The organism is Bacillus sp. 3G2 (assembly GCF_044324725.1).
Lineage (GTDB): Bacteria > Bacillota > Bacilli > Bacillales > Bacillaceae_G > Bacillus_A > Bacillus_A mobilis.
This window is the reverse complement of sequence record NZ_CP172246.1, coordinates 3,714,428-3,736,633: the sequence shown is the minus strand read 5'-3', so window position 1 is coordinate 3,736,633 and position 22,206 is coordinate 3,714,428. Positions and strand designations below refer to the sequence as shown.

The following is a 22,206-nucleotide window of genomic DNA, read 5'->3' as shown; positions in this document are numbered from 1 at the left end:
AAAAAAGGAATGAAAAAAAATAAAGGGTGAGAAAAATGAAAGAACCGAAAATTGGCTTAGCTCTTGGGTCTGGGGGCGCAAAAGGATTTGCTCATATTGGTGTTATAAAAGTTTTAAGGGAAAATGGTATACCGATTCATATGATTGCAGGAAGCAGTATGGGGGCTTTAGTAGGTACGTTTTATGCAGCTAGCTCAAACGTTGAAAGGCTGTATAAACTGGCAAATGTTTTTAAGAGGAAATATTATTTAGATTTTACGGTTCCGAAAATGGGATTTATTGCTGGAAAACGTGTCAAAGATATGATTAAAATGTTTACATATAATAAAAATTTAGAAGAGTTAGATATCCCGACGGCTGTTGTGGCTACTGACATCTTGAAGGGGGAAAAAGTAGTTTTTACAAGTGGTCCTGTTGCAGAGGCGGTGAGAGCTAGCATATCTGTACCTGGAGTGTTTGTACCAGAAAAAATAGATGGACGATTATTGGTGGATGGCGGAGTGATTGATCGCATTCCAGTATCGGTTGTGAAAGAGTTAGGTGCCGATATTGTTATTGCTGTTGATGTATCCCCGATTAAAGTGAATGGAGAGGTTACGTCTATTTATGATGTAATTATGCAGAGTATTGAAATTATGCAACATGAGCTTGTGATGAATCGGCAAATTGCATCGGATTTAATGATGCGACCAGCTGTAGAACAATTTAGTTCACGTGCTTTTACAAATATTGAAGACATTATTCGAGTTGGAGAAGTAGAAGCTGAAAAACATGTTGCAAATATTTTTTTATTAATTGAGCAATGGAAGGAGAAACATAATGTTTAAGCGTTTTCGGTTTATATATGCAATTTTAATAGGGGTTATATTGGCGATGTTACTTGTTTACGTACGTTTACCGTATTATGTAACAAAACCAGGAATGGCGGCCAAATTAGAGCCTTACGTTCAAGTGGAGGGTGGAACGAAAGAATCTGGTGATTTTATGCTGGTTACGGTTTCAATGGGACCAGCAAATGTGGTGAATTTAATAGCGGCACAGTTTAATAAATATACACATATTTCGAAAGCAGAAGAAATATTGCAAAAAGGTGAAAGTGATGAAGAATATCAATTTCGCCAAAATTATGCGATGAAAGATTCGCAAAATGCAGCGATCTATAATGCTTATAAACGTGCAAATCGTACTGTTTCTTTTGAAAATAAAGGTGTATTGGTTGCTGGTGTAGCGAAAGGGATGCCGTCAGAAGGAAAGCTTAAACTTGGCGATGTTATCGTAGCTGTCGACGGAAAAACATTTGAAAAGACGGAGCAATTTATTGAATATATGACAGGGAAAAAAGAAGGAGATACAGTAAATGTTGAGTACAAGAGGAATGGAAAACAGTTAAAAGAAGATCTAAATGCAAAGACCATTCCAAATGGAAATGGACGCGTTGGTATAGGGGTTTCTATCGTTACGGAAAGAGAATTAGTGGTAGATCCGAAAGTGAAAATTGATTCTCATGAAATAGGTGGACCATCGGCGGGCCTAATGTTTACATTAGAAATATATAATCAACTTGTGGAAGATGATTTAACAAGAGGGCATGAAATAGCTGGAACAGGGACGATTAATGAAAAGGGAGAAATTGGCCCGATTGGTGGTATTCAGCAAAAAGTGGTCGCTGCAAGTGATGCTGGTGCTGAAGTGTTCTTTGCGCCAAATGAAAAAGGTGCGGAGAAATCAAATTATAAAGATGCACTTGAGGCTGCGAAAGATATTAAAACAAAAATGAAAGTTGTGCCAGTTGATACGCTGGATGATGCATTACTGTATTTGGAAAAAATGGGCGAGAAAAAATAAACCTCTCTGAAAAAGAGAGGTTTTTTTATAGAAATTTTGCAGTTGATTCATCATAACGAATTGGATGGTGTGTTGCATCTTGTTTTAGTAGTTGTGTTCGTAATGGTTCTTGCATGATGGAGAAATATACAGAATTGGCTTTTCTCTCTATATGTAAAGTAGGATGGTCAAATGTTTTTGTATGGGTAAGGATGGGAAGTTCTATTTTTTTCTTGTTTGTTGAAAGGTAAGTTTGTCCTTTTTGTGACATGCCTAGTAGACGAATGTACGGTGCATGCTGCTCTATATTTGCGCTATGTATTTCTTCTTTTGTTGTATTTGTTAAAATGTGTGTACAAGCTCTTTGTAATCTAGTCCACGTGTAACGCTTCGTTTTTAATGATTCCATGAATGAATGGAAGGAAGAACTGGTTTGTATTTTTGATAAAATACGATGCTCTAAACCTTCTTCTATTTCATATATATGTCGTAAGTCTTCTGGAGACATCGTCATGAGTTTGTATTTAAAAAATGAAAAGTATTGTTCCCAATTATGTAATATCCCGTAGTTTTGTTTGTAGCTTGCTAAAAGAGAAGCAGTCGTTTTTGGGATAAAAGGTGCAATTTCTGCAAAAGAACTATTTTCGCTAAAAAGTTGCTTGCGAATACTAGTTGCGCTTGCAATATGTTGATCGCTAAATGTTTCATCATGATAATGAGATGCGAATCTTTTTATCGTTTGTGCTTGCATAGAACTATTTTGTAAGAAAATTGATTTCATGTATTGGAATCCTAATATGTTATTCGGTTGTGACATGTCTATGTTTTTTTCGGATGGTAAAATGTGTAGGAAGGCGTCAGATGTAGCTTTTGCGTAACTGTTACCCGCATTCATAAATTGCTTTACAAGACGATTAAAAGTCTCTTCTTCATTTTTTTGCACAGAGATGGTGTTATGAAAATTTTCGATTTGTCCATCTTCACTACCGAAACAAATTTCAGAAACGTGTAGGGCGTTTAAAATGGAAATAGCACCATTTGCAAAGGTTTCAGCCTTTTGTGTTGAAAAGGCGTATGGAAGCTCTACAACAAGGTCTACACCGCATGATAAGGCCATTTTGGTACGATACCATTTGGATAGGAGCGCTGGCTCACCACGCTGTAAAAAAGGGCCACTCATAACAGCGATTGTAATATCAGCGTGTGTTAACTTTTTTGTTTGTTGCACATGATAATCATGACCGTTATGAAAAGGGTTATATTCAACAACAATACCACTGGCTTTTATGGTAATCTCTCCTTTCGATGTAGCATCTTTTTGAAAAACGTGATACTCTATATATTATTTACTATGATGACTTCATTATAGTGTAAAGAAAAAACATTGACAAATATAAAATGGCTAGCTATAATTTTGTTTGTTGCCTTGAGGTGATATGATATGAAATGGTCCATCCATCAATTGAATAAATTGAGAAATAAAGGATTGACATTGGATGAGATGGTAGATGTAAGTGAGCTACAAGAGGTCGAGAAAGATATTCGTGAAATTAATCCTGTTCATGTAACAGGAAGGGTTGATTTTGGCTCCGGTAAGTTTACGTTCCATCTACATATAACTGGAAGCATGGTTTTACCATGTTCTCGCTCTTTAGTAGATGTGACATTACCATTTGACATTAAAACAACTGAGGTGTTCCAAACTTCACAAGAAGAATTTGAAACTGAAGCTGAAATTCATTGTTTAGAAGGAGAAGTACTTGACTTACTGCCCGTAATCAAGGAAAATATACTTTTGGAGATTCCAATGCAAATTTTCAGTGATGATGTTTCTGGTGGAGCACCGATGCAAGGTCAAGACTGGCAAGTGATTTCGGAAGAAAACAAAGAAAAGACTGTTGATCCACGATTAGCAGGACTTGCAAAGTTTTTTGACAAATAATCGGAAGACTGGTTTAGGCCTTCATATGAAAATAACTATTTCTTTTAAGGAGGTGGGAAGAATGGCTGTACCTTTTAGAAGAACTTCTAAAACAGTAAAAAGAAAGCGTCGTACGCATTTCAAATTATCAGTACCTGGTATGGTAGAGTGCCCAAGCTGTGGTGAAGCGAAATTAGCTCACCGTGTATGTAAAGCATGCGGTACTTACAAAGGTAAAGAAGTAATCAGCAAGTAATTGCGGGAAATAAACGTAGAAGGTATCTTCTACGTTTATTTTTTTTGTCTTATTCTTCATTTGTTGTATTCTATCTTTTCTAGTAACTGCATATGTTTAATAAAAAATGCATAGGGAGGACTAGAGAGATGGCGACAACAAGACAAGATGCTTGGACTGATGATGAAGATTTGCTTCTGGCAGAAGTAGTACTCCGGCATATTCAAGAAGGTGGAACGCAATTATCTGCCTTTAAAGAAGTGGGAAGACATTTATCTCGTACACCAGCAGCATGTGGCTTTAGATGGAATTCTTACGTTAGGAAGCAATACAAAGAACGTATCGAAGAAGCGAAGCAACTACGTAAAGTAGAAAATTATGAAGTGAAAGAGACAAAGGTATTAGAGCCCACGTCAATTACATTGAATGATGTTATTGATTTCTTGCAAAATTATAAAGATGAAAACTCCTTAATGGTGTTGCAACAGCAAATTGACTCGTTACAAACAGAGAGAGAGAGTCTTTTGGAGCGATTATCAGTATATGAGGAAGAATATAGAACATTGCTTGATTATATCGATCAAAAAAGAAGTGTAATGGTAGCAGAAAGAAATAGTGCTCGTTCGAATGGGAAATTAGAAAAGTTAAAGAAATAAAAAAACAGCTGCTATGTAGCTGTTTTTTTATTTCTTATGCAGACTCTTCATTTGTAACCGTATTCAAATTTGTTTCTGGGTTCCAAACATAAAAATCACCATCGGGTACTGATACAGGCTGGAAATTTAATTTATCCCAAAAACCAGCTGAATGGATACGTGCGATCGTTTTGATTGGGAACTGTAGCCCCTTCGCATAATTTACAAGCATTTCTCCAAATCCTTGTTTTTGGAAAGTTGGTAACACTTCAAGTTTATAGAGTTCTAGGTAAGTACCTGTAATTTCGAATGGTTCCCCGCCGTTCCGTTTCATATATAGACTCATACGTGCAATTAGTGATCCGCCATAATAAATACCGTAAAATGGAGATTCACTATCATTTTCAATAATATTTGCTTGTAATTCTTCTAACATGGATAGTTCTTGAGCTCCGCAACCTTTAAATTTTTTAAATTCGTCTAATGTTTTATAATTGATGAGCAAGCGCTCAACTTTTGGGAATCCCATAACATCACATCCTTTTCTTGTCTCGTTGAATGCAGAAAAGTAAAAATATTTATAATAATATTATAACTCATTTTTTTATTTTTATGAAGATTATAGTATATTTCTTTTATTATTTTTTTGAGGATTTGCTAAACTAAGAGTAGAAGCATATGAATAGGTAATATATACATATTGAAGAAGAGTTTGCATTTGTTTGTCAAAGAGCAATAAAATTGTAAACTGTATTCATATAATTGAGGAAGATAAAGTGAAACTGTAATCGGTGGGATTTGTTCACCTGTAGTTAATTATGATTCCGCACCAATCAGGTTTTTGCGGGATGAAAAGGGGGAGAGAAAAGGGACTTATGTATCGTGTTCGTACGAGTTCCTTGTGTGAAAATGAAAATCGGAGTTGTAGGACCAGGAGCTATCGGTTTATTGTATGCATTTTATTTAAAAAAAAGTAAGCAAGATGTTACGTTGTTTACAAGGACAGCTAAACAGGCTGAGGAATTGAATGCAACGGGTGTAACTTGTATGAGGGAGGGGAAATGTGAAACGGTATTCCCGCCTGTTTTACCAGTAGAAAGTATGATAGACCAGCAGTTAGACTATATATTTATTGCTGTTAAGCAATATCATATAACTGACATACTACCTTTTGTGCGAAGGGAATCCTCATTAATCTTTTTGCAAAATGGAATGTCGCATCTTCATGCTATGCAGCAAATCGGGAATGAAAATATTGCGGTTGGGATTGTAGAGCATGGTGCGAAAAAAGAAGAAGAACATATCGTTTATCATACAGGGATAGGTGTAACGAAGTTTGGAATCGTGCACGGCAAGTCTATGCAGTTTGAAAAAATATTTAATTGTTTTCCTTTTCCTCATTTTCCGATTCAAATAGAAGATGATTGGAAGAATGTTATGCACAAAAAATTAGTAGTTAATGTATGTATTAATCCGTTGACAGCATTATTACAAGTTCAGAACGGAGAGTTGATTACGAACCCTTTTTTTTATCGATTGATGGAACAAGTATTTCAGGAAGTCGTCTTTCTCGTTAAAGAAGAAAAAGAAATGGTATGGGAAATGGTACGCCGCATATGTGAAAGAACGTCTCATAATACATCATCTATGCTGGCAGATGTCAGAGCGAATAGACAAACGGAAATTGGTGCGATTGTTGGATATGTGATAGAAGAAGCTAAGAAACAGCAACGATCCGTTCCGACACTTCAATTTTTGTTCGATGCAATAAAAGGATTAGAAGTAAAAGAATAAGTGTAATTCTTTGCTTTTACGTGCAACATTGACTACAATGTGGATTGGTGAGAGAACAGGATACGAAAGGAAGAATTATATGGAGATAAAAGAGATCTCTGTTCCGCAACAAGGTGTTGTAGCGGACTATATGAACGGTAAAAAAGAGATACAGTCGTGTTTTGACTATATGTTAACAGAAGATGCTTTTAAACAGCGTGTACATGATTTGCGTGAGAGGGAGTTTTTCCGCCAAGATTTAGTAGCGCATTTATTAGAATATAATACAAAATTACAAGCGGGAGAAGCTACGATTCAAAATGTAAAAGCGCTTGGAGATGAAAATACATATGTTGTTATAGCTGGACAACAAGCTGGGTTATTAACTGGACCACTTTATACAATTCATAAAATCATTTCAGTTTTACAGCTTGCGAGAGAAAAGGAAGAAAGTTTAGGTGTTAAAGTTGTTCCTGTTTTCTGGATTGCTGGTGAAGACCATGATATGGATGAAATTAACCATACTTTTGTAACGAAGAATAAAAAAATAAAAAAGACTATTTTTCATGATCGTAATCCGAAAAAAGCGAGTGCTTCAGAGTCTGAGCTTTCTTTGGAAGACTGTAGAAAGTGGATTGAAGAAATTTTCAAAACATACCCTGAAACGAATTTTACAAAGGATGTATTGCAATTTATTGATGATTCTTTGGGGAAATCGAATACGTATGTAGATTTCTTTGGCCATCTTATTATGAAAATGTTCGTGAATTCTGGTTTAATTCTTGTCGATTCGCATCATCCTGAATTAAGAAAATTAGAAGTGCCGTTTTTCAAGCAAATTATAGGTAAGTATAAAGAAGTGCAAGAGGGGCTTCATAACCAACAGGAAGTAATTAAAGAATTAGGATATAAACCGATTATTGAAACAAAGTATAATGCAGTGCATATATTCATGGAAATTGATAACGAGCGAGTGTTACTTGAAGATAATCAAGGAAAGTTCGTTGGGAAGGATGGAGCGTATTCCTTTTCGTATGAGGAATTGATGGAAGAGATGGAGAGAAGCCCGGAACGCTTTAGTAATAATGTCGTAACGCGTCCTCTTATGCAAGAGTATGTATTTCCTACGCTCGCGTTTATTGGAGGGCCAGGGGAATTAGCTTACTGGAGTGAATTACAACAAGTCTTCCATACTATCGGTTTCCGAATGCCACCTGTCGTTCCGCGTATTACAATCACTTATATAGAGAGGGATATTGCGACAGATTTACACGATTTACAATTGCAAGACAGTGATCCGTTTTTAAATAACGTAGATACGCTGCGTGAAAACTGGTTATCTAATCAAATAGAGGAACCGATAGATGATCGATTTGTAGAGGCGAAAAAAGAAATAATTGATATTCATACCTCATTACAACAATTTGTGAAGAAAATAGATCCTGGATTAAGTACGTTTGCAGGGAAAAATGAATTCAAAATTAATGAACAAATTGAACTGTTGGAAAGAATGTTGAAAAGAAATGTTGAGAAAAAACATGAAGTGCAGTTAAATAAATTCCGTCGCATACAATTTGCGCTTCGTCCATTAGGGGCGCCGCAAGAGCGTGTGTGGAATGTATGTTACTATTTAAATCAGTTCGGTTTGGATTTTGTTGATCGTGTAATGGAAAACCGGTTTTCTTGGGATGGAAAACATCATGTTATAAAACTATAGAATCTTGCTCTTAGGAGCAGGATTTTATTTTTGTTCCGTTGAATTTACTGTGAAGTGAAATTTTTCTGAATTATTAATTTAAAAACGATGAATATCGTAATTATGCAGGATACTTAAATATATGACAAAATAGCACAAAATGTAAACGTATTATTATCTTTTTCGACAGTTTTTTATTTAAATTCCCGCAAAAGATGATAAAATTTAGTATATAATAAAAGAAAATAGCGATTTGTATAGTATGCTGCCTTTGTAGGCAAGTTAAATGAGTCGTTCTTTCATAGTATTTCGTTCTCTAATCGTGAAATGTGCGTTTAGGGGAAGAGATGCATTCAACATAATTAATTGGAAAAAGAGTAGGTGCAACAATGTTTAAACACGTAACAGTGCTTTTAAAGGAAACAGTAGACGGCTTAGATATAAAGCCAGGTGGTACATATGTAGATTGTACACTGGGGGGAGGAGGACATAGTTCTTATTTATTATCCCAATTAACTGAAGGCGGAAAATTAATCGCGTTTGATCAAGATGAGATAGCGATTCAAAATGCGAAAGAAAAGTTCTCTTCATACGGTGAGCAGTTCATAACAGTAAAAAGTAATTTCCGTTATTTATCTGAAAAACTACAGGAATTAGGTATAACAGAAGTAGACGGTATTTTATTTGATTTAGGTGTTTCATCCCCGCAATTAGATACACCAGAGCGTGGCTTTAGTTATCATCATGATGCACCGTTAGATATGCGAATGGATCAAGATGCCCCCTTAACAGCATATGATGTTGTAAATAGCTGGTCATATGAGCAGCTTGTAAGGATTTTCTTCCAGTATGGTGAAGAGAAATTTTCAAAACAAATAGCTCGGAAAATTGAAGCATATCGTGAGAATAAAGCTATTGAAACGACAGCGGAATTAGTAGAACTAATTAAAGAGGGTATTCCAGCTCCTGCTCGTAGAACGGGTGGACATCCTGCGAAGCGAGTGTTCCAAGCAATCCGTATTGCCGTAAATGATGAATTGAAAGTATTTGAAGAAGCGTTGGAATCTGCAATTGAGATGGTCAAGCCAGGCGGAAGAGTTAGTGTTATAACATTCCATTCTTTAGAAGACCGTATTTGTAAAACGACGTTTAAGCGAAATAGTACAACGCCACAATTGCCGCCAGGATTACCAATTATTCCTGATGAATTTAAGCCGAAATTAAAGCTTATTACAAGAAAACCGATTTTACCTTCTGATATAGAGTTAGAAGAAAATAATCGAGCGCGTTCTGCGAAATTGAGAATCGCTGAAAAACGATAAAAAGGGGAGAGAGGTATGAGTAACTTAGCTGTAAAGTACAAACAACAAGCGCAAGAAGAGGTACAGATTCAAACGCCCCCACAGCAGATGGTTCAACCAAAAGCTAAAGCGAAGATTACAAGAATCGAAAAACTGTTGTATGTAGCATTTATTGGCTTTTTATTGTATGCCTGTGTAGCGTTTATTGGAAATAAAGCAGGCCTTTATCAAGTTAATGTAGAAGCGGCGACGATAGAACAGAAAATTGTACAGCAGCAAAAAGAAAATCAAGAGTTACAGGCTGAAGTAGAGAAGTTGAGCCGCTATGAACGAATCTCTGAAGTTGCAAAAAAACACGGGCTAGAAATTAATGCGAATAATGTGAAGGGCCTCAAATAAGGCAATAGGTGTGAAGGGAAAATGAAGAGAACTATGACTAAATTTCATACCAATAAGGGAGCAGGGTACTTTATGATTTTATTCCTCCTGCTCTTTTTGCTATTGTTAGCCCGATTTTTTTACATACAAGCAACAGGATCTGTTCATAATCATGATTTGGATGAACTTGCTAAGCAAAAGCATAGTAAAACAGGAGTTCTAGAAGCGAATCGCGGGACGATTTATGATCAAAACGGTCATGTATTAGCGCAAGATGCAAACTCTTATAAACTTGTAGCGGAATTAAAAGGTGCGAATCCGGTTAAGGATAAAGAGGATACTGCAAAGAAAATTGCGGGAGTACTTGGAAAAGGTGAAGAGAAGATTTTAGATACGTTAAATAAAGAAGGTAGAAGTCAAGTGGAATTTGGGAAATTAGGCAAGGGCTTGACGAAAGAACAGAAGGAACAAATAGAAGCATTAAAATTGCCCGGCATATCCTTTATTACTGAAAATGCAAGAGTGTATCCAAACGGTGATTTCGCATCTTATGTCGTAGGTCATGCAAGACCTGATGATAAGGGGATTGCTATAGGGCAATTTGGTTTAGAAAAGAGTTTGGATAAGTATTTAGGAGCTTCTAACGGAAAAGTAGCTTATACAGGCGATCGTAAAGGTGTGTCTCTTGACGGCGGGAAAGTGAATGTAGAGGCACCTAAAAATGGAGATAATGTATATTTAACGCTTGACCAGCGTATTCAAAGTTATTTAGAAGACGCAATGAAAGAAGCGAGTAAACATTATGAACCAGAAAGTTTAATAGGGATTGTTGCGGATCCAAAAACAGGGAAAATACTAGGGATGTCTAGTAAGCCTAGTTATGATCCGAACCAAGAGAATAATAAGTACTTTTATAATGACGCAATTGCAAATGCATTTGAACCTGGATCAACAATGAAAATATTCACGCTAGCAGCAGCTATTAATGAAGGTGTGTATAAAGGGCAAGATTATTATCAGTCTGGTACATATCAAGTCGGAAACCGAAAAATAAAAGATCATAACGGCGGCGCTGGATGGGGATCTATCACATTTGATGAAGGGGTAGAGCGCTCTTCAAACGTAGCGTTTGCGATTTTAGGGGATCAAAAACTTGGTCCAGAACGTTTCCGAAAGTATATTCATAGCTTTGGATTAGATGAAAAAACGAACATTGATTTACCTGGTGAAGGTTCAAATACAATTATATTCGATCAGCAAATACAGCAAGTAACAACAGCATTTGGACAAGGTTCTACTGTAACACCAATTCAGCTTGTGCAAGCTGCAACTGCTATTGCAAATGATGGAAAAATGATGAAACCTTATACAGTTGATAAAATTGTAAATCCAATAACAGGCGAAGTGAAATTAGAACATAAGCCAGAAGAAGTGGGAAAACCTGTTACAAAAGAAACAGCAGCGCAAGTAAGACAGTTATTAGAACGCGTTGTTACATCGCCGAAAGGAACAGGAACTGCTTATAAAGTCGATGGTTATTCAGTTGGTGGTAAAACAGGAACAGCGCAAATTCCGGATGGAAAAGGTGGCTATATGACAGGAAGAGAGAATTATATATTCTCGTTCTTAGGTATGGCACCTATGGATGATCCGCAGCTTGTTGTATATGTAGCCGTTAAACGACCGAAATTGAAAGATGATGAGAGTGGCGCACAACCTTTAGCTGATATTTTTAAATATGTAACGAAGAATAGTTTAGAGTATTTAAAGATTAAGCCTAATGAAGTGAAAGATCCGAAGAAATATGTGAAGGAGCAGCAAACTGCTGTTCCAGATGTAACCGGAAAAACGATGGAAGAATCGAAAAAAGCTATTGATAAAGCAAAACTTCGTCCAATCGTATTAGGTGAAGGGAAAGTGCAGCAGCAAGTGCCGAAAGCGACTGAGCAAACATTGAAGGGTGACCGAGTCTTCTTAGTAGGAGATAAACCTACAATGCCAAATATACAAGGCTGGGCACTGCGTGATGTTATGAATTTAGCAAAAACGTTAAAGCTCAACTTAAAACCTACTGGTACCGGATACGTAACTGAACAAAGTGTGGCAGAAGGAACATTGTTGCAACCTGGTACAGAGTTAGGTGTAACACTTGTACCGCCACTTGAACCACAACAAGAAGCAGAAAAACCGTAATGGTAAAAGAGAAGAAGTTCTAATTAAATAAGTACAAGCATATATTGGAACAAGCTAGGCGTAAGGGAGGCTTGTTCCAATATGCGTGTATCAAATGTAACGGTTAGAAAACGACTTATTTTTATACTTATATCAGGTATACTTATTTTCACTATCATCGATATTCGTCTTGGATATGTGCAATTTTTTCTTGGCAATATGTTAACAGATCGTGCGAAGGATTCATGGAGTCGTAATATTACTTTTGAACCTGAACGTGGTAAAATTTTAGACCGAAATGGTGTGGAACTTGCTACGAATAAAAGTGCCCCAACTGTCTTTGTTGTACCGAGGCAAATTGAAAAACCAGCAGAGACTGCAGAGAAGTTAGCTGCAGTATTAGGTGTGGAAAAAGATGAGATTTATAAAAGAATTACAAAAAAAGAATCAATTGTAAGGTTAGATAAAGGTGGAAGGAAAATATCACATGATAAAGCGAAAGAGGTACGAGGATTAAGTTTGAAAGGTGTTTATATCGCAGAGGACTCGATCCGGTACTATCCATTTGGCAACTTTTTATCACACGTATTAGGGTTTGCAGGTAGTGATAACCAAGGTCTTATGGGACTAGAAAAATATTATGATAAAGAGTTAAATGGTGATGACGGTCATGTGCGTTTTTTTGCAGATGCAAAAGGACAAAGGATGCCTAATGTTGGTGATGATTTCAAAAAACCAGAAGCTGGTTTGAATTTAGGTTTAACAATTGATGCACGTATTAATAGAATTATGGAAAGAGAAATGAATATTGCAGAGTCGACATATAATCCAGATGGTATGATTGCGATTGCAATGAATCCGAAAAATGGTGAAATTTTAGGTATGTCGAGTCGGCCGAGCTTTGATCCAGCAGATTTTCAAAGTGTTTCTCCAGAAGTGTATAATAGAAATTTACCAGTATGGAGTACGTATGAGCCTGGTTCAACATTTAAGATCATTACGTTAGCAGCAGCCTTGAATGAAAATTTAGTAGACTTAGAGAAAGATACGTTTTATGATGATGGAGCAGCTGAAGTGGGTGGAGCTAGATTGAAATGCTGGAAAGCGGGAGGCCATGGTAGCCAAACGTTTTTAGAAGTAGTTCAAAACTCATGTAACCCAGGATTTATTGAACTTGGTGATCGTCTTGGTAAAGACCGATTGTTTAAATATATTCGTAATTTCGGCTTTGGACAGAAAACCGGAATTGATTTGCAAGGTGAAGGTAGTGGGATTTTATTTAATTTAGATAAAGTCGGTCCAGTCGAGCAAGCGACAACTTCATTCGGTCAAGGTGTTTCTGTTACGCCAATTCAACAAGTAGCGGCAGTAGCAGCGGCTGTAAATGGTGGAACATTGTACCAGCCGTATATAGCTAAGGAATTTATTGATCCGAAGAACAATCAAGTTGTAAGTAAAAAGACACCTGTGGAAAAAAGAAAAGTTATTTCCAAGGAAACTTCAGAAAAAGTTCGGTATGCACTAGAGAATGTTGTAGCAAAGGGATCTGGTAAAGGTGCTTTCATTGATGGGTATCGTGTAGGTGGAAAAACAGGTACGGCTCAAAAAGTGAAAGATGGTAAATATTTAGAGAATAATTATATAGTATCTTTTATCGGTTTTGCTCCAGCGGATGATCCGGAAATTGTTGTCTATGTTGCTGTTGATAATCCGAAAGGTGTAACGCAATTTGGTGGAGTGGTAGCAGCGCCAATTGTTGGGAACATTCTTCGTGATGCACTTCCTGTTATGGGCGTGAAACCGAGAACAGAACAAGTTGAGAGAGAATATAAATGGGGCGATATACCAACTGTGGAAGTTCCGAATTTAATTGGTATGAAAAAGAAAGATTTACAGACGCAACTCGTCGATTTGAAGCTTGATATAAGCGGAGACGGAGATAAAGTTATTAAACAATCCCCAGAAGCAGGAGCTAAAGTGAAAGAGGGCTCAAAAATTAGAATTTACTTCGGGAATTAAAGGTAACCTAGTACGTTTTATGGTACAATTGGTGGAAGTGAGTTCTTTATAGAAGAGTTACTTAATTTGAGACCGTAAGAGTTTCAATTATAAATAAGTCTATTTATTAGACACAGTAGCACTTACCTCCTATTTTATATATTTAGGAGGTAACGTGTTGCTTATTAAAAAAGAGATAAATACACAATGTAGAGAGGGTTTAGTGAAATGAAGTTGCATACACTTGTATCATGTTTGCATGATTTTCCAGTTGTTCCAAAAGAAAATCCAGAAATCACATCTATAGAAGCGGATTCACGTAAAGTGAAAGAGGGAAGCTTATTTGTATGTATGAAAGGATATACGGTTGATAGCCATGATTTTGCTAAGCAAGCAGCGGCACAAGGAGCGGCTGCTATTGTTGCGGAAAGACCAATTGATGTTGACGTTCCAGTTGTACTTGTGAAAAACACTTTTCGTTCGTTAGCGGTTTTAGCTGATTATTTTTATGGTCAACCAACACACAAGTTACATTTAATCGGAATTACAGGTACAAATGGAAAGACAACAACATCGCATATTATGGATGAGATTATGCGCGCACATGGTCATAAAACGGGGTTAATTGGAACGATTAATATGAAAATCGGTGATGAAACATTTGAGGTGAAAAATACAACACCAGATGCACTAACACTTCAACAAACATTTTCAAAAATGGTTGAGCACGGTGTAGATAGTACAGTAATGGAAGTTTCGTCACATGCTTTAGATCTTGGTCGTGTACACGGATGTGATTACGATGTAGCAGTATTTACAAATTTAACACAAGATCATTTAGACTATCATAAAACGATGGAAGAATATAAACATGCAAAAGGGTTGCTATTTGCACAACTTGGCAATAGTTATTATCATAATCGTGAAAAGTACGCGGTACTGAATAACGATGATGCAGTAACTGCGGAGTATATGAGAAGTACTGCGGCGACTGTTGTAACGTATGGAATTGATACAACAAGTGATATTATGGCCAAAGATATCGTTATGACGAGTGGTGGAACTACATTTACGCTTGTAACACCGTATGAAAGTGTAAATGTTACGATGAAATTGATTGGGAAATTTAATGTATATAACGTACTAGCGGCAACAGCGGCAGGACTTGTTTCAGGCGTAAGTTTAGAAACGGTTATTGATGTAATAAAGCAACTAGCTGGAGTTCCAGGACGTTTTGAAGTAGTTGATGGTGGACAAAATTATACAGTTATTGTTGATTATGCACATACACCAGATAGCTTAGAGAATGTATTAAAAACAGCAAAACAGTTTGCAAAAGGCGATGTATATTGTATCGTCGGTTGTGGCGGAGATAGAGATCGAACAAAGAGACCAATCATGGCAAGGGTTGCAACAAAATATGCAACTCACGCAATTTACACTTCAGATAACCCAAGAAGTGAAGAGCCAGGGGCTATTTTAGATGATATGGTGCAGGGTGCAAATGGGAATAATTATGAAGTAATTATTGATAGAAAAGAAGCGATATACCATGCAATTGCTAATGCGAAAGCTGAAGATATCATCATTATTGCTGGTAAGGGTCATGAAACGTATCAAATTATAGGTAAAGACGTTCATCATTTTGACGATCGTGAAGTCGCTAAAGAAGCAATTACAGAGCGTTTAAACAACGAAGAGTAACAACGTGAGAGGAGGACTACATGTGCTTGAGCAAGGTTTATTAGTAACGGCTGGGGTAGCATTCTTAATTTCTGTTGCCCTTTCGCCATTGTTTATTCCATTTTTAAGGAAATTAAAGTTCGGACAGAGTATTCGTGATGAGGGACCAAAGTCACATCAAAAAAAATCAGGGACACCGACAATGGGTGGTATTGTCATATATGTATCTATGATGGTAACTTCACTTATTATGGCAATTAAATTTAATCATTTAGGTGCAGAGGTTTCGTTATTATTATTAGTGACATTTGGCTACGGATTAATTGGATTTTTAGATGACTACATAAAGGTAGTTAAGAAGAGAAATCTTGGTTTAACATCAAAGCAAAAATTAGTAGGTCAGCTTGTTATTGCTATTGCGTTCTTTTTAATTGGAAAAGGGCAAGCGTTCCACACATACATCATGATTCCGGGGACAGACGTTAAGTTTGAACTAGGTTGGGCGTATTTTGTACTTGTATTATTTATGCTTATTGGTGGATCAAATGCAGTTAACTTAACTGACGGTTTAGATGGTTTATTATCAGGAACAGCTGCTATTGCATTTGGAGCGTTTAGTATTATTGCAGTCGCACAAGAGCAATTTGGAGTAGCGATATTCTGTATGGCAGTTGTAGGAGCTGTACTTGGATTTTTAGTATTCAATGCAAATCCAGCGAAAGTGTTTATGGGAGATACAGGTTCTTTAGCTTTAGGTGGAGCCATTGCAGCTGTAGCGATTTTATTAAAACAAGAATTACTACTTGTAATCATTGGTGGAGTATTCGTAATGGAAACTTTATCTGTTATTATTCAGGTCATTTCTTTTAAAACAACAGGAAAACGTGTCTTTAAAATGAGTCCATTACACCATCATTATGAATTATGTGGTTGGTCAGAGTGGCGTGTTGTTGTGACGTTTTGGTCTGTAGGATTTTTATTAGCTGTGTTAGGAATTTATATCGGGGTGTGGATGTAATTGAAAACTGTAACTGAATTTCAAAATAAAAATATTCTTGTATTAGGCATTGCAAAAAGTGGTTATGCAGCAGCTACGCTGTTACAAAAATTAGGGGCAAATGTTATTGTAAATGACGGAAAGCCTTTAGCGGATAATGTACTTGCTGCAGAATTACAAGCAAAAGGAATGGACGTTGTATGCGGTGGTCATCCTTTAGAATTGTTAGAGAGAAATATTTCTCTTGTAGTAAAAAATCCAGGGATCCCGTATTCTAATCCAATATTAGTAGCTGCGAAAGAAAAGCAAATTCCGATTGTTACGGAAGTTGAATTAGCATATCGTATTTCAGAAGCTCCATTTGTTGGGATTACGGGGTCTAACGGTAAAACGACGACGACAATGCTTACATTTGAAATGCTAAAAGAAGGACAAAAGCATCCTGTAATTGCAGGGAACATTGGAACTGTAGCGTGTGAAGTAGCACAGGATGCAAAAGAAAATGAAGTTGTAGTTACAGAACTTTCATCTTTCCAATTGATGGGAGTAGAATTGTTCCAACCTAAAATTGCTGCGTTTTTAAATTTATTTGAGGCCCACTTAGATTATCACGGGACGAAGAAGGAATATGGTTTAGCAAAAGCAAATATTTTTAAAAACCAAACAGAAAATGATTATAGTGTAATAAATGCAGATGATGCAGATGTTATGGCTTTATCTGCTTATAGTAAAGGGCAAAAAGTACTATTCTCGACAACGAAAGAACTTGAAGATGGTGCGTGTATAAAAGAAAATGCTCTTTATTTTAAAGGTGAAAAAGTTGTTGAAGTAGGCGATATCGTTTTACCTGGTCAACATAATTTAGAAAATATTTTAGCAGCGATGAGTATCGCAAAATTATTGGGTGTTTCTAATGAAGCGATTACGGCGGTGTTAAAACGTTTTACAGGTGTAAAACATCGTTTAGAATATGTAACAACTATTAACAATCGTAAGGTTTATAATGACTCAAAAGCAACGAATATGTTAGCGACTGAGAAAGCTTTATCTGCGTTTACACAACCGATTGTGTTATTAGCAGGTGGGCTTGATCGTGGAAATGAATTCGATGATTTAATTCCGTATTTCAAAAATGTAAAAGCGATTGTGACATTTGGACAAACAGCTCCAAAATTAGTAAGAGCTGCAGAAAAAGCGGGATTAGATACAATTGAAAGTGTCGATACTTTAGATGAAGCTGTAGTGAAAGCTTATGCTCATTCTACAGATGGCGATGTAATCCTTCTTTCTCCAGCATGTGCAAGCTGGGATCAATTTAAAACATTTGAAGAAAGAGGAGACATTTTTATACAAGCTGTGCATAAACTTATATAAAGTAAATCAAAACATCAGTAGGCTAACACCTACTGATGTTTTGTTACATAGGCAAAAGTTTCTGCCTAAAGAGGTGGTGTTTATGGGTAATGAAGAAAACGCCTGATTTTATTCTCATCATCGTTACACTTGCGTTGTTAACAATCGGAATGATTATGGTGTATAGTGCGAGTGCGGTTTGGGCCTCTTATAAAATGGGGGACTCATTCTTTTTTGCAAAAAGGCAATTGCTATTTGCAAGTCTAGGTGTAGTGGCTATGTTTTTTATTATGAAAATTGATTATTGGGTGTGGCGTACGTATTCAAAAGTAATTTTGCTAGTTTGCTTCATTCTTCTTATTCTTGTTCTTATTCCTGGAGTAGGACTTGTTCGAGGAGGAGCGCGAAGCTGGATTGGAATCGGGGCATTTTCCATTCAACCGTCAGAATTTATGAAGTTTGCGATGATTATTTTTTTAGCGAAATTTTTAGCGGAACGACAAAAATTAATTACCTCATTTAAACGTGGTTTACTACCAGCACTAGGTTTTGTATTTCTTGCTTTTGGAATGATTATGTTACAGCCAGATCTTGGGACAGGAACGGTAATGGTTGGGACATGTATCATCATGATATTTGTCTCGGGAGCAAGGGTCTTTCACTTTGCAATGTTTGGTTTGCTTGGTGTAGCAGGATTTGTAGGGCTAATTGCATCCGCACCGTATCGGATGAAACGTATTACATCATATTTAGATCCGTGGTCAGATCCGCTTGGAAGTGGATTTCAAATTATTCAATCGTTACTCGCAATTGGACCTGGTGGATTATTCGGGCTCGGACTTGGACAAAGTAGACAAAAATTTCTTTATTTACCTGAACCACAAACAGACTTTATATTTGCAATCTTATCTGAGGAATTAGGTTTTATTGGTGGTTCATTTGTGTTATTATTATTTAGTCTGTTATTATGGCGTGGGATTCGTATAGCTTTAGGAGCGCCAGATTTATATGGTACGTTTTTAGCAGTAGGTATTGTGGCGATGATTGCGATTCAAGTAATGATTAATGTTGGTGTTGTAACAGGATTGATGCCTGTTACGGGTATTACTTTGCCGTTTTTAAGTTATGGTGGATCAAGTTTGACATTAATGTTAATGGCAGTAGGTGTATTATTAAATATAAGTCGCCATTCTCGCTACTAAACCCTGTTTTATAAGACAGGGTTTTTCGTATGTGCGCGAAGAAACATGATGTATATAGAAATAAATACGACTGAAATCAGAAAAGAGAAGCGGAGGAGTTAGTAGTGCGTGTATTAGTAAGTGGTGGGGGCACTGGAGGTCATATTTATCCGGCTCTTGCTTTAATAAGAGAAATAAAAAAATTAAATCCGGAAGCAAGGTTTTTATATATTGGTACGGAGAGTGGATTAGAGAGCACAATCGTTCCAAAAGCAGGTATACCGTTTCAATCTATTGTTATAAGTGGATTTAAGCGTAAAATATCGTTAGATAATGTGAAAACGGTGATGCGTTTCCTAAAGGGTGTACAAGATAGTAAACGATATATTCGTCGTTTTAATCCGGATATTGTGATTGGAACGGGTGGATATGTATGTGGACCAGTTGTATATGCTGCGGCAAAATTAGGTATTCCAACTATTGTACATGAACAAAATAGTGTACCTGGTGTAACGAATAAATTTTTAAGCCGCTATGTTGATAAAGTTGCAGTTTGTTTTGAAGCGGCTGCAGAACATTTTCCACAGCCAAAAGTGGTAATGACAGGAAATCCACGAGCATCAGAAGTAATGGATCAGAATGGAATGAAAGGAAAACGTTCAGTAGGTTTATCTCTTCCTAAAAAGTCCGTACTTATTTTTGGTGGAAGTCGTGGGGCTAGACCGATTAACGATGCTTTCGTAGAGGCAATTGAACAGTTTGGAAATAAAAGTTACGAAATATTGTATGTAACCGGTGAAGTTCATTATGACAAAGTGATGGAAGCTGTGAAGCAAAAAGGGAATCCGAATAATGTTATTATTAAACCTTTCATTCATAATATGCCAGAGGTACTTACAGGTGTAGATCTTGTTGTTTCAAGGGCGGGAGCAACAACGCTTGCAGAATTAACAGCGCTAGGCAAGCCAAGTGTGTTAATTCCGAGTCCTTACGTAACAAATAACCATCAGGAAAAAAATGCGCGTTCTGTTGTCGATAAAGGAGCAGCAAAAATGTTACTTGAAAAAGATTTAACAGCAGAAACGCTTATTCGTGATATTGATGAAATTTTATTAGACGCCCAAACATTACAAAATATGAAGCTGGCTGCGGCAAAATTAGGTATTCCAGATGCAGCAAATAAGCTGTATGAAGTAATGAATAAGCTTGTAAAAAAATAACGTTAGGTGAACGCCCTGCATACTACTGTAATAAGGATAATTAGTATGGGGGAGATTGTTTATGGAGCAATTAGTAAATGAGCTTATAGAAGCAAATGTTGGTCGCGTGTTAGTGAATGAAGCGTTAGCACGTTATACCACTATGAAAATAGGTGGACCAGCTGATATTTTAATTGTGCCAAAGCATGTTGCCGGTATTGAAAAAACGTTGCAGTTAGTAAAAAAATATAAAACAAAGTGGACTGTAATTGGTCGCGGTTCGAACCTTCTTGTATCTGATCTAGGTATAGAAGGTGTCGTTATTCGTTTAGGAGAAGGATTAGACCACTTAGAAGTCGAAAAACATAGAGTAAGAGTTGGTGGTGGGTATCCCCTTATTAAATTATCAACTTTACTTAGTCGTCAAGGGTTATCCGGCCTGGAATTTGCCAGTGGTATTCCAGGAAGTGTCGGTGGTGCAGTGTATATGAATGCAGGAGCACATCAATCGGATATATCAAACATTTTATCAAAAGCTCTTATTTTGTTTGAAAACGGAACAATTGATTGGTTAACGCATGAAGAAATGGAGTTTTCCTATCGTACTTCTGTATTGCAAACGAAACGTCCTGGTATTGTTTTGGAAGCCGAGTTTCAATTGCAGGTAGGAGAGCGTGAAGGAATCGTAAGCGTCATGCAAAAGAATAAAGACTACCGCCGTGAAACACAGCCGTGGAATCATCCTTGTGCAGGAAGTATATTTCGGAACCCAATCCCATACTTTGCAGGAAACTTAATAGAAAAGGCGGGGCTTCGTGGTTATCAAATAGGTGGAGCTCAAATTTCTGAAATGCATGGAAATTTTATTATTAATACTGGGGGAGCCAGTGCGCAAGATGTCTTATCTTTAATTGCATTCATAAAACAAACAATCAAGGATAAATTTGGCGTAGAAATGCATACAGAAGTAGAAATCATTGGAAGATAACGGTTATTCGTTCCGCTCATTATCATTTATGTTATAATAAGAAGATAAGAACGGCATGAGGAACATGCCGTTCTTTATGTTACGTAGGGGGATCGTACATGAAAAATAGTAAAGTGATTAAACTACAGGATCGTGTACCAAAGTTAAAAAATCAACAGAAGAAAAACAAGAAAAATGTTAATCATCGGTTGATTTTATACATATCAATTTTATTTTTATTAGTGCTCTTTTTAATTTACTTTCGGTCTCCACTAAGCAATATCAAAAAGATAAGTGTGTTTGGAAATCATTATATGACAGATGAACAAGTGATGAAGGAATCAGGTGTGACGTATGATACAAGTTATTTCCGAGTGACAGCACATAAAGCCGAAGAAAACCTAACGAAACGAAAAGAAATTAAATCGGTAAATGTAAAAAAACGTTTTCCAAATAAAATTGATGTTCATATTGAAGAATATTTAACGATTGGTTATATAAACAAAGATGGGAAATTACAACCGTTATTAGAGAACGGGAAAACACTCGATGTACTTCCGAACGGAAAACTCCCTGTTGCAGCGCCAATTTTTGAACCTTTTAAAGAGGAGAAAATGAAGGAGTTAATTGCTGAGCTTGAAAAATTAACACCAACTATTTTAAGATCTATTTCTGAGATTCGTTATTCACCGACGAATGCGAATGAAGATCATCTTACTTTATATATGAACGAAGGATACGAAGTGAGCACTACGATTCAAAATTTCGCAAAGCGTATGGAAGCTTATCCGCTTATCCTAAAAACAATTGAGCCGGGTAAAAAGGTGTTAATTGACTTAGAAGTAGGGGCATATACGAAAGAATTAGGAGCGGAAGAAAAGAAAGAATAGAAA

General features: G+C 36.6%; 20 protein-coding genes. 18 read left to right on the top strand and 2 right to left on the bottom strand.

From position 1 onward, the window contains the following. Positions 1-35: 35 nt before the first annotated feature. On the top strand, positions 36-827 hold the full coding sequence (locus ACHZK0_RS18985; protein ID WP_061678258.1) for a patatin-like phospholipase family protein: 792 nt from the start codon (positions 36-38) through the stop codon (positions 825-827). Continuing rightward, positions 820-1,845: a SepM family pheromone-processing serine protease gene (locus ACHZK0_RS18980; protein ID WP_262740420.1), complete on the top strand. Its 1,026-nt coding sequence runs from the start codon at positions 820-822 to the stop codon at positions 1,843-1,845. The genes ACHZK0_RS18985 and ACHZK0_RS18980 overlap by 8 nt, the downstream gene beginning before the upstream one ends. Positions 1,846-1,870: 25 nt before the next feature. Here ACHZK0_RS18980 and ACHZK0_RS18975 read toward each other — a convergent pair whose 3' ends face one another. Then, the gene (locus ACHZK0_RS18975; RefSeq protein WP_262740442.1) at positions 1,871-3,112 is read right to left on the bottom strand and encodes a nucleotidyltransferase; all 1,242 of its coding nucleotides are present in this window, start codon (positions 3,110-3,112) and stop codon (positions 1,871-1,873) included. 153 nt (positions 3,113-3,265) lie between these two features. On the opposite strand from ACHZK0_RS18975, the gene ACHZK0_RS18970 reads away from it, so the two are divergent. The 3 genes from ACHZK0_RS18970 (at position 3,266) to ACHZK0_RS18960 (ending at position 4,636) form a co-directional block, all read left to right on the top strand. Beyond that, positions 3,266-3,766, top strand: a complete 501-nt coding sequence (locus ACHZK0_RS18970) for a YceD family protein (protein ID WP_061678255.1) — start codon at positions 3,266-3,268, stop codon at positions 3,764-3,766. A 61-nt stretch (positions 3,767-3,827) separates the two neighbouring features. Beyond that, a complete protein-coding gene (gene rpmF, locus ACHZK0_RS18965) occupies positions 3,828-4,001 on the top strand; it encodes a 50S ribosomal protein L32 (protein ID WP_001984764.1) in 174 nt (57 codons plus the stop codon). A gap of 128 nt (positions 4,002-4,129) precedes the next feature. Next, the gene (locus ACHZK0_RS18960) at positions 4,130-4,636 is read left to right on the top strand and encodes an RsfA family transcriptional regulator (RefSeq protein ID WP_242240099.1); all 507 of its coding nucleotides are present in this window, start codon (positions 4,130-4,132) and stop codon (positions 4,634-4,636) included. Between the two features lie 34 nt (positions 4,637-4,670). On the opposite strand, the gene ACHZK0_RS18955 is transcribed toward ACHZK0_RS18960, so the two are convergent. Further along, a complete protein-coding gene (locus ACHZK0_RS18955; RefSeq protein ID WP_000506704.1) occupies positions 4,671-5,144 on the bottom strand; it encodes an N-acetyltransferase in 474 nt (157 codons plus the stop codon). 374 nt (positions 5,145-5,518) lie between these two features. Here ACHZK0_RS18955 and panE point away from each other — a divergent pair, with 374 nt between their 5' ends. The 13 genes from panE (at position 5,519) to divIB (ending at position 22,203) form a co-directional block, all read left to right on the top strand. Next, positions 5,519-6,409, top strand: a complete 891-nt coding sequence (panE, locus tag ACHZK0_RS18950) for a 2-dehydropantoate 2-reductase (RefSeq protein ID WP_395760805.1) — start codon at positions 5,519-5,521, stop codon at positions 6,407-6,409. Between the two features lie 79 nt (positions 6,410-6,488). Beyond that, the gene (gene bshC, locus ACHZK0_RS18945; protein ID WP_262740418.1) at positions 6,489-8,105 is read left to right on the top strand and encodes a bacillithiol biosynthesis cysteine-adding enzyme BshC; all 1,617 of its coding nucleotides are present in this window, start codon (positions 6,489-6,491) and stop codon (positions 8,103-8,105) included. Between the two features lie 368 nt (positions 8,106-8,473). Next, positions 8,474-9,406, top strand: coding sequence for a 16S rRNA (cytosine(1402)-N(4))-methyltransferase RsmH (gene rsmH / locus ACHZK0_RS18940; protein ID WP_061678251.1), 933 nt, complete (start codon positions 8,474-8,476; stop codon positions 9,404-9,406). 15 nt (positions 9,407-9,421) lie between these two features. Then, positions 9,422-9,784 (top strand): cell division protein FtsL, encoded by a 363-nt coding sequence (gene ftsL, locus ACHZK0_RS18935; RefSeq protein WP_000067082.1) that lies wholly within the window; start codon positions 9,422-9,424, stop codon positions 9,782-9,784. A 72-nt stretch (positions 9,785-9,856) separates the two neighbouring features. After that, complete coding sequence (locus tag ACHZK0_RS18930; protein WP_262740441.1) at positions 9,857-11,956, top strand: penicillin-binding protein; 2,100 nt, start codon at positions 9,857-9,859, stop codon at positions 11,954-11,956. A gap of 81 nt (positions 11,957-12,037) precedes the next feature. Further along, entirely contained in the window at positions 12,038-13,954 is a 1,917-nt protein-coding gene (locus tag ACHZK0_RS18925) for a stage V sporulation protein D (protein ID WP_061678249.1), read from the top strand. Between the two features lie 207 nt (positions 13,955-14,161). Further along, positions 14,162-15,637, top strand: a complete 1,476-nt coding sequence (gene murE, locus ACHZK0_RS18920) for a UDP-N-acetylmuramoyl-L-alanyl-D-glutamate--2,6-diaminopimelate ligase (protein ID WP_270340227.1) — start codon at positions 14,162-14,164, stop codon at positions 15,635-15,637. A gap of 22 nt (positions 15,638-15,659) precedes the next feature. Continuing rightward, entirely contained in the window at positions 15,660-16,634 is a 975-nt protein-coding gene (gene mraY / locus ACHZK0_RS18915; RefSeq protein WP_000893058.1) for a phospho-N-acetylmuramoyl-pentapeptide-transferase, read from the top strand. Beyond that, positions 16,635-17,987 carry a UDP-N-acetylmuramoyl-L-alanine--D-glutamate ligase gene (murD, locus tag ACHZK0_RS18910; protein ID WP_270606033.1) on the top strand — a complete coding sequence of 451 codons (1,353 nt, stop codon included), beginning with the start codon at positions 16,635-16,637 and terminating at the stop codon, positions 17,985-17,987. An 89-nt stretch (positions 17,988-18,076) separates the two neighbouring features. After that, positions 18,077-19,168, top strand: coding sequence for a stage V sporulation protein E (gene spoVE / locus ACHZK0_RS18905; RefSeq protein ID WP_000753515.1), 1,092 nt, complete (start codon positions 18,077-18,079; stop codon positions 19,166-19,168). Positions 19,169-19,272: 104 nt separating this feature from the next. Beyond that, on the top strand, positions 19,273-20,367 hold the full coding sequence (murG, locus tag ACHZK0_RS18900; RefSeq protein ID WP_395760804.1) for an undecaprenyldiphospho-muramoylpentapeptide beta-N-acetylglucosaminyltransferase: 1,095 nt from the start codon (positions 19,273-19,275) through the stop codon (positions 20,365-20,367). 61 nt (positions 20,368-20,428) lie between these two features. Further along, positions 20,429-21,334: a UDP-N-acetylmuramate dehydrogenase gene (murB, locus tag ACHZK0_RS18895; protein WP_262740414.1), complete on the top strand. Its 906-nt coding sequence runs from the start codon at positions 20,429-20,431 to the stop codon at positions 21,332-21,334. 98 nt (positions 21,335-21,432) lie between these two features. Further along, a complete protein-coding gene (gene divIB / locus ACHZK0_RS18890) occupies positions 21,433-22,203 on the top strand; it encodes a cell division protein DivIB (RefSeq protein ID WP_242240078.1) in 771 nt (256 codons plus the stop codon). Positions 22,204-22,206: the final 3 nt, after the last annotated feature.

What these genes read in the sequence shown, in the direction of transcription:
- ACHZK0_RS18970 (WP_061678255.1), top strand. Translation starts at nt 3,266, where the DNA reads ATGAAATGGTCCATCCATCAATTGAATAAATTGAGAAATAAAGGATTG.
- rpmF (WP_001984764.1), top strand. Translation starts at nt 3,828, where the DNA reads ATGGCTGTACCTTTTAGAAGAACTTCTAAAACAGTAAAAAGAAAGCGT.
- murE (WP_270340227.1), top strand. Translation starts at nt 14,162, where the DNA reads ATGAAGTTGCATACACTTGTATCATGTTTGCATGATTTTCCAGTTGTT.
- ACHZK0_RS18960 (WP_242240099.1), top strand. Translation starts at nt 4,130, where the DNA reads ATGGCGACAACAAGACAAGATGCTTGGACTGATGATGAAGATTTGCTT.
- ACHZK0_RS18980 (WP_262740420.1), top strand. Translation starts at nt 820, where the DNA reads ATGTTTAAGCGTTTTCGGTTTATATATGCAATTTTAATAGGGGTTATA.
- divIB (WP_242240078.1), top strand. Translation starts at nt 21,433, where the DNA reads ATGAAAAATAGTAAAGTGATTAAACTACAGGATCGTGTACCAAAGTTA.
- ACHZK0_RS18955 (WP_000506704.1), bottom strand. Translation starts at nt 5,144, where the DNA reads ATGGGATTCCCAAAAGTTGAGCGCTTGCTCATCAATTATAAAACATTA.
- rsmH (WP_061678251.1), top strand. Translation starts at nt 8,474, where the DNA reads ATGTTTAAACACGTAACAGTGCTTTTAAAGGAAACAGTAGACGGCTTA.
- bshC (WP_262740418.1), top strand. Translation starts at nt 6,489, where the DNA reads ATGGAGATAAAAGAGATCTCTGTTCCGCAACAAGGTGTTGTAGCGGAC.
- spoVE (WP_000753515.1), top strand. Translation starts at nt 18,077, where the DNA reads ATGAAGAAAACGCCTGATTTTATTCTCATCATCGTTACACTTGCGTTG.
- murB (WP_262740414.1), top strand. Translation starts at nt 20,429, where the DNA reads ATGGAGCAATTAGTAAATGAGCTTATAGAAGCAAATGTTGGTCGCGTG.
- ftsL (WP_000067082.1), top strand. Translation starts at nt 9,422, where the DNA reads ATGAGTAACTTAGCTGTAAAGTACAAACAACAAGCGCAAGAAGAGGTA.
- ACHZK0_RS18925 (WP_061678249.1), top strand. Translation starts at nt 12,038, where the DNA reads ATGCGTGTATCAAATGTAACGGTTAGAAAACGACTTATTTTTATACTT.
- ACHZK0_RS18985 (WP_061678258.1), top strand. Translation starts at nt 36, where the DNA reads ATGAAAGAACCGAAAATTGGCTTAGCTCTTGGGTCTGGGGGCGCAAAA.
- ACHZK0_RS18930 (WP_262740441.1), top strand. Translation starts at nt 9,857, where the DNA reads ATGATTTTATTCCTCCTGCTCTTTTTGCTATTGTTAGCCCGATTTTTT.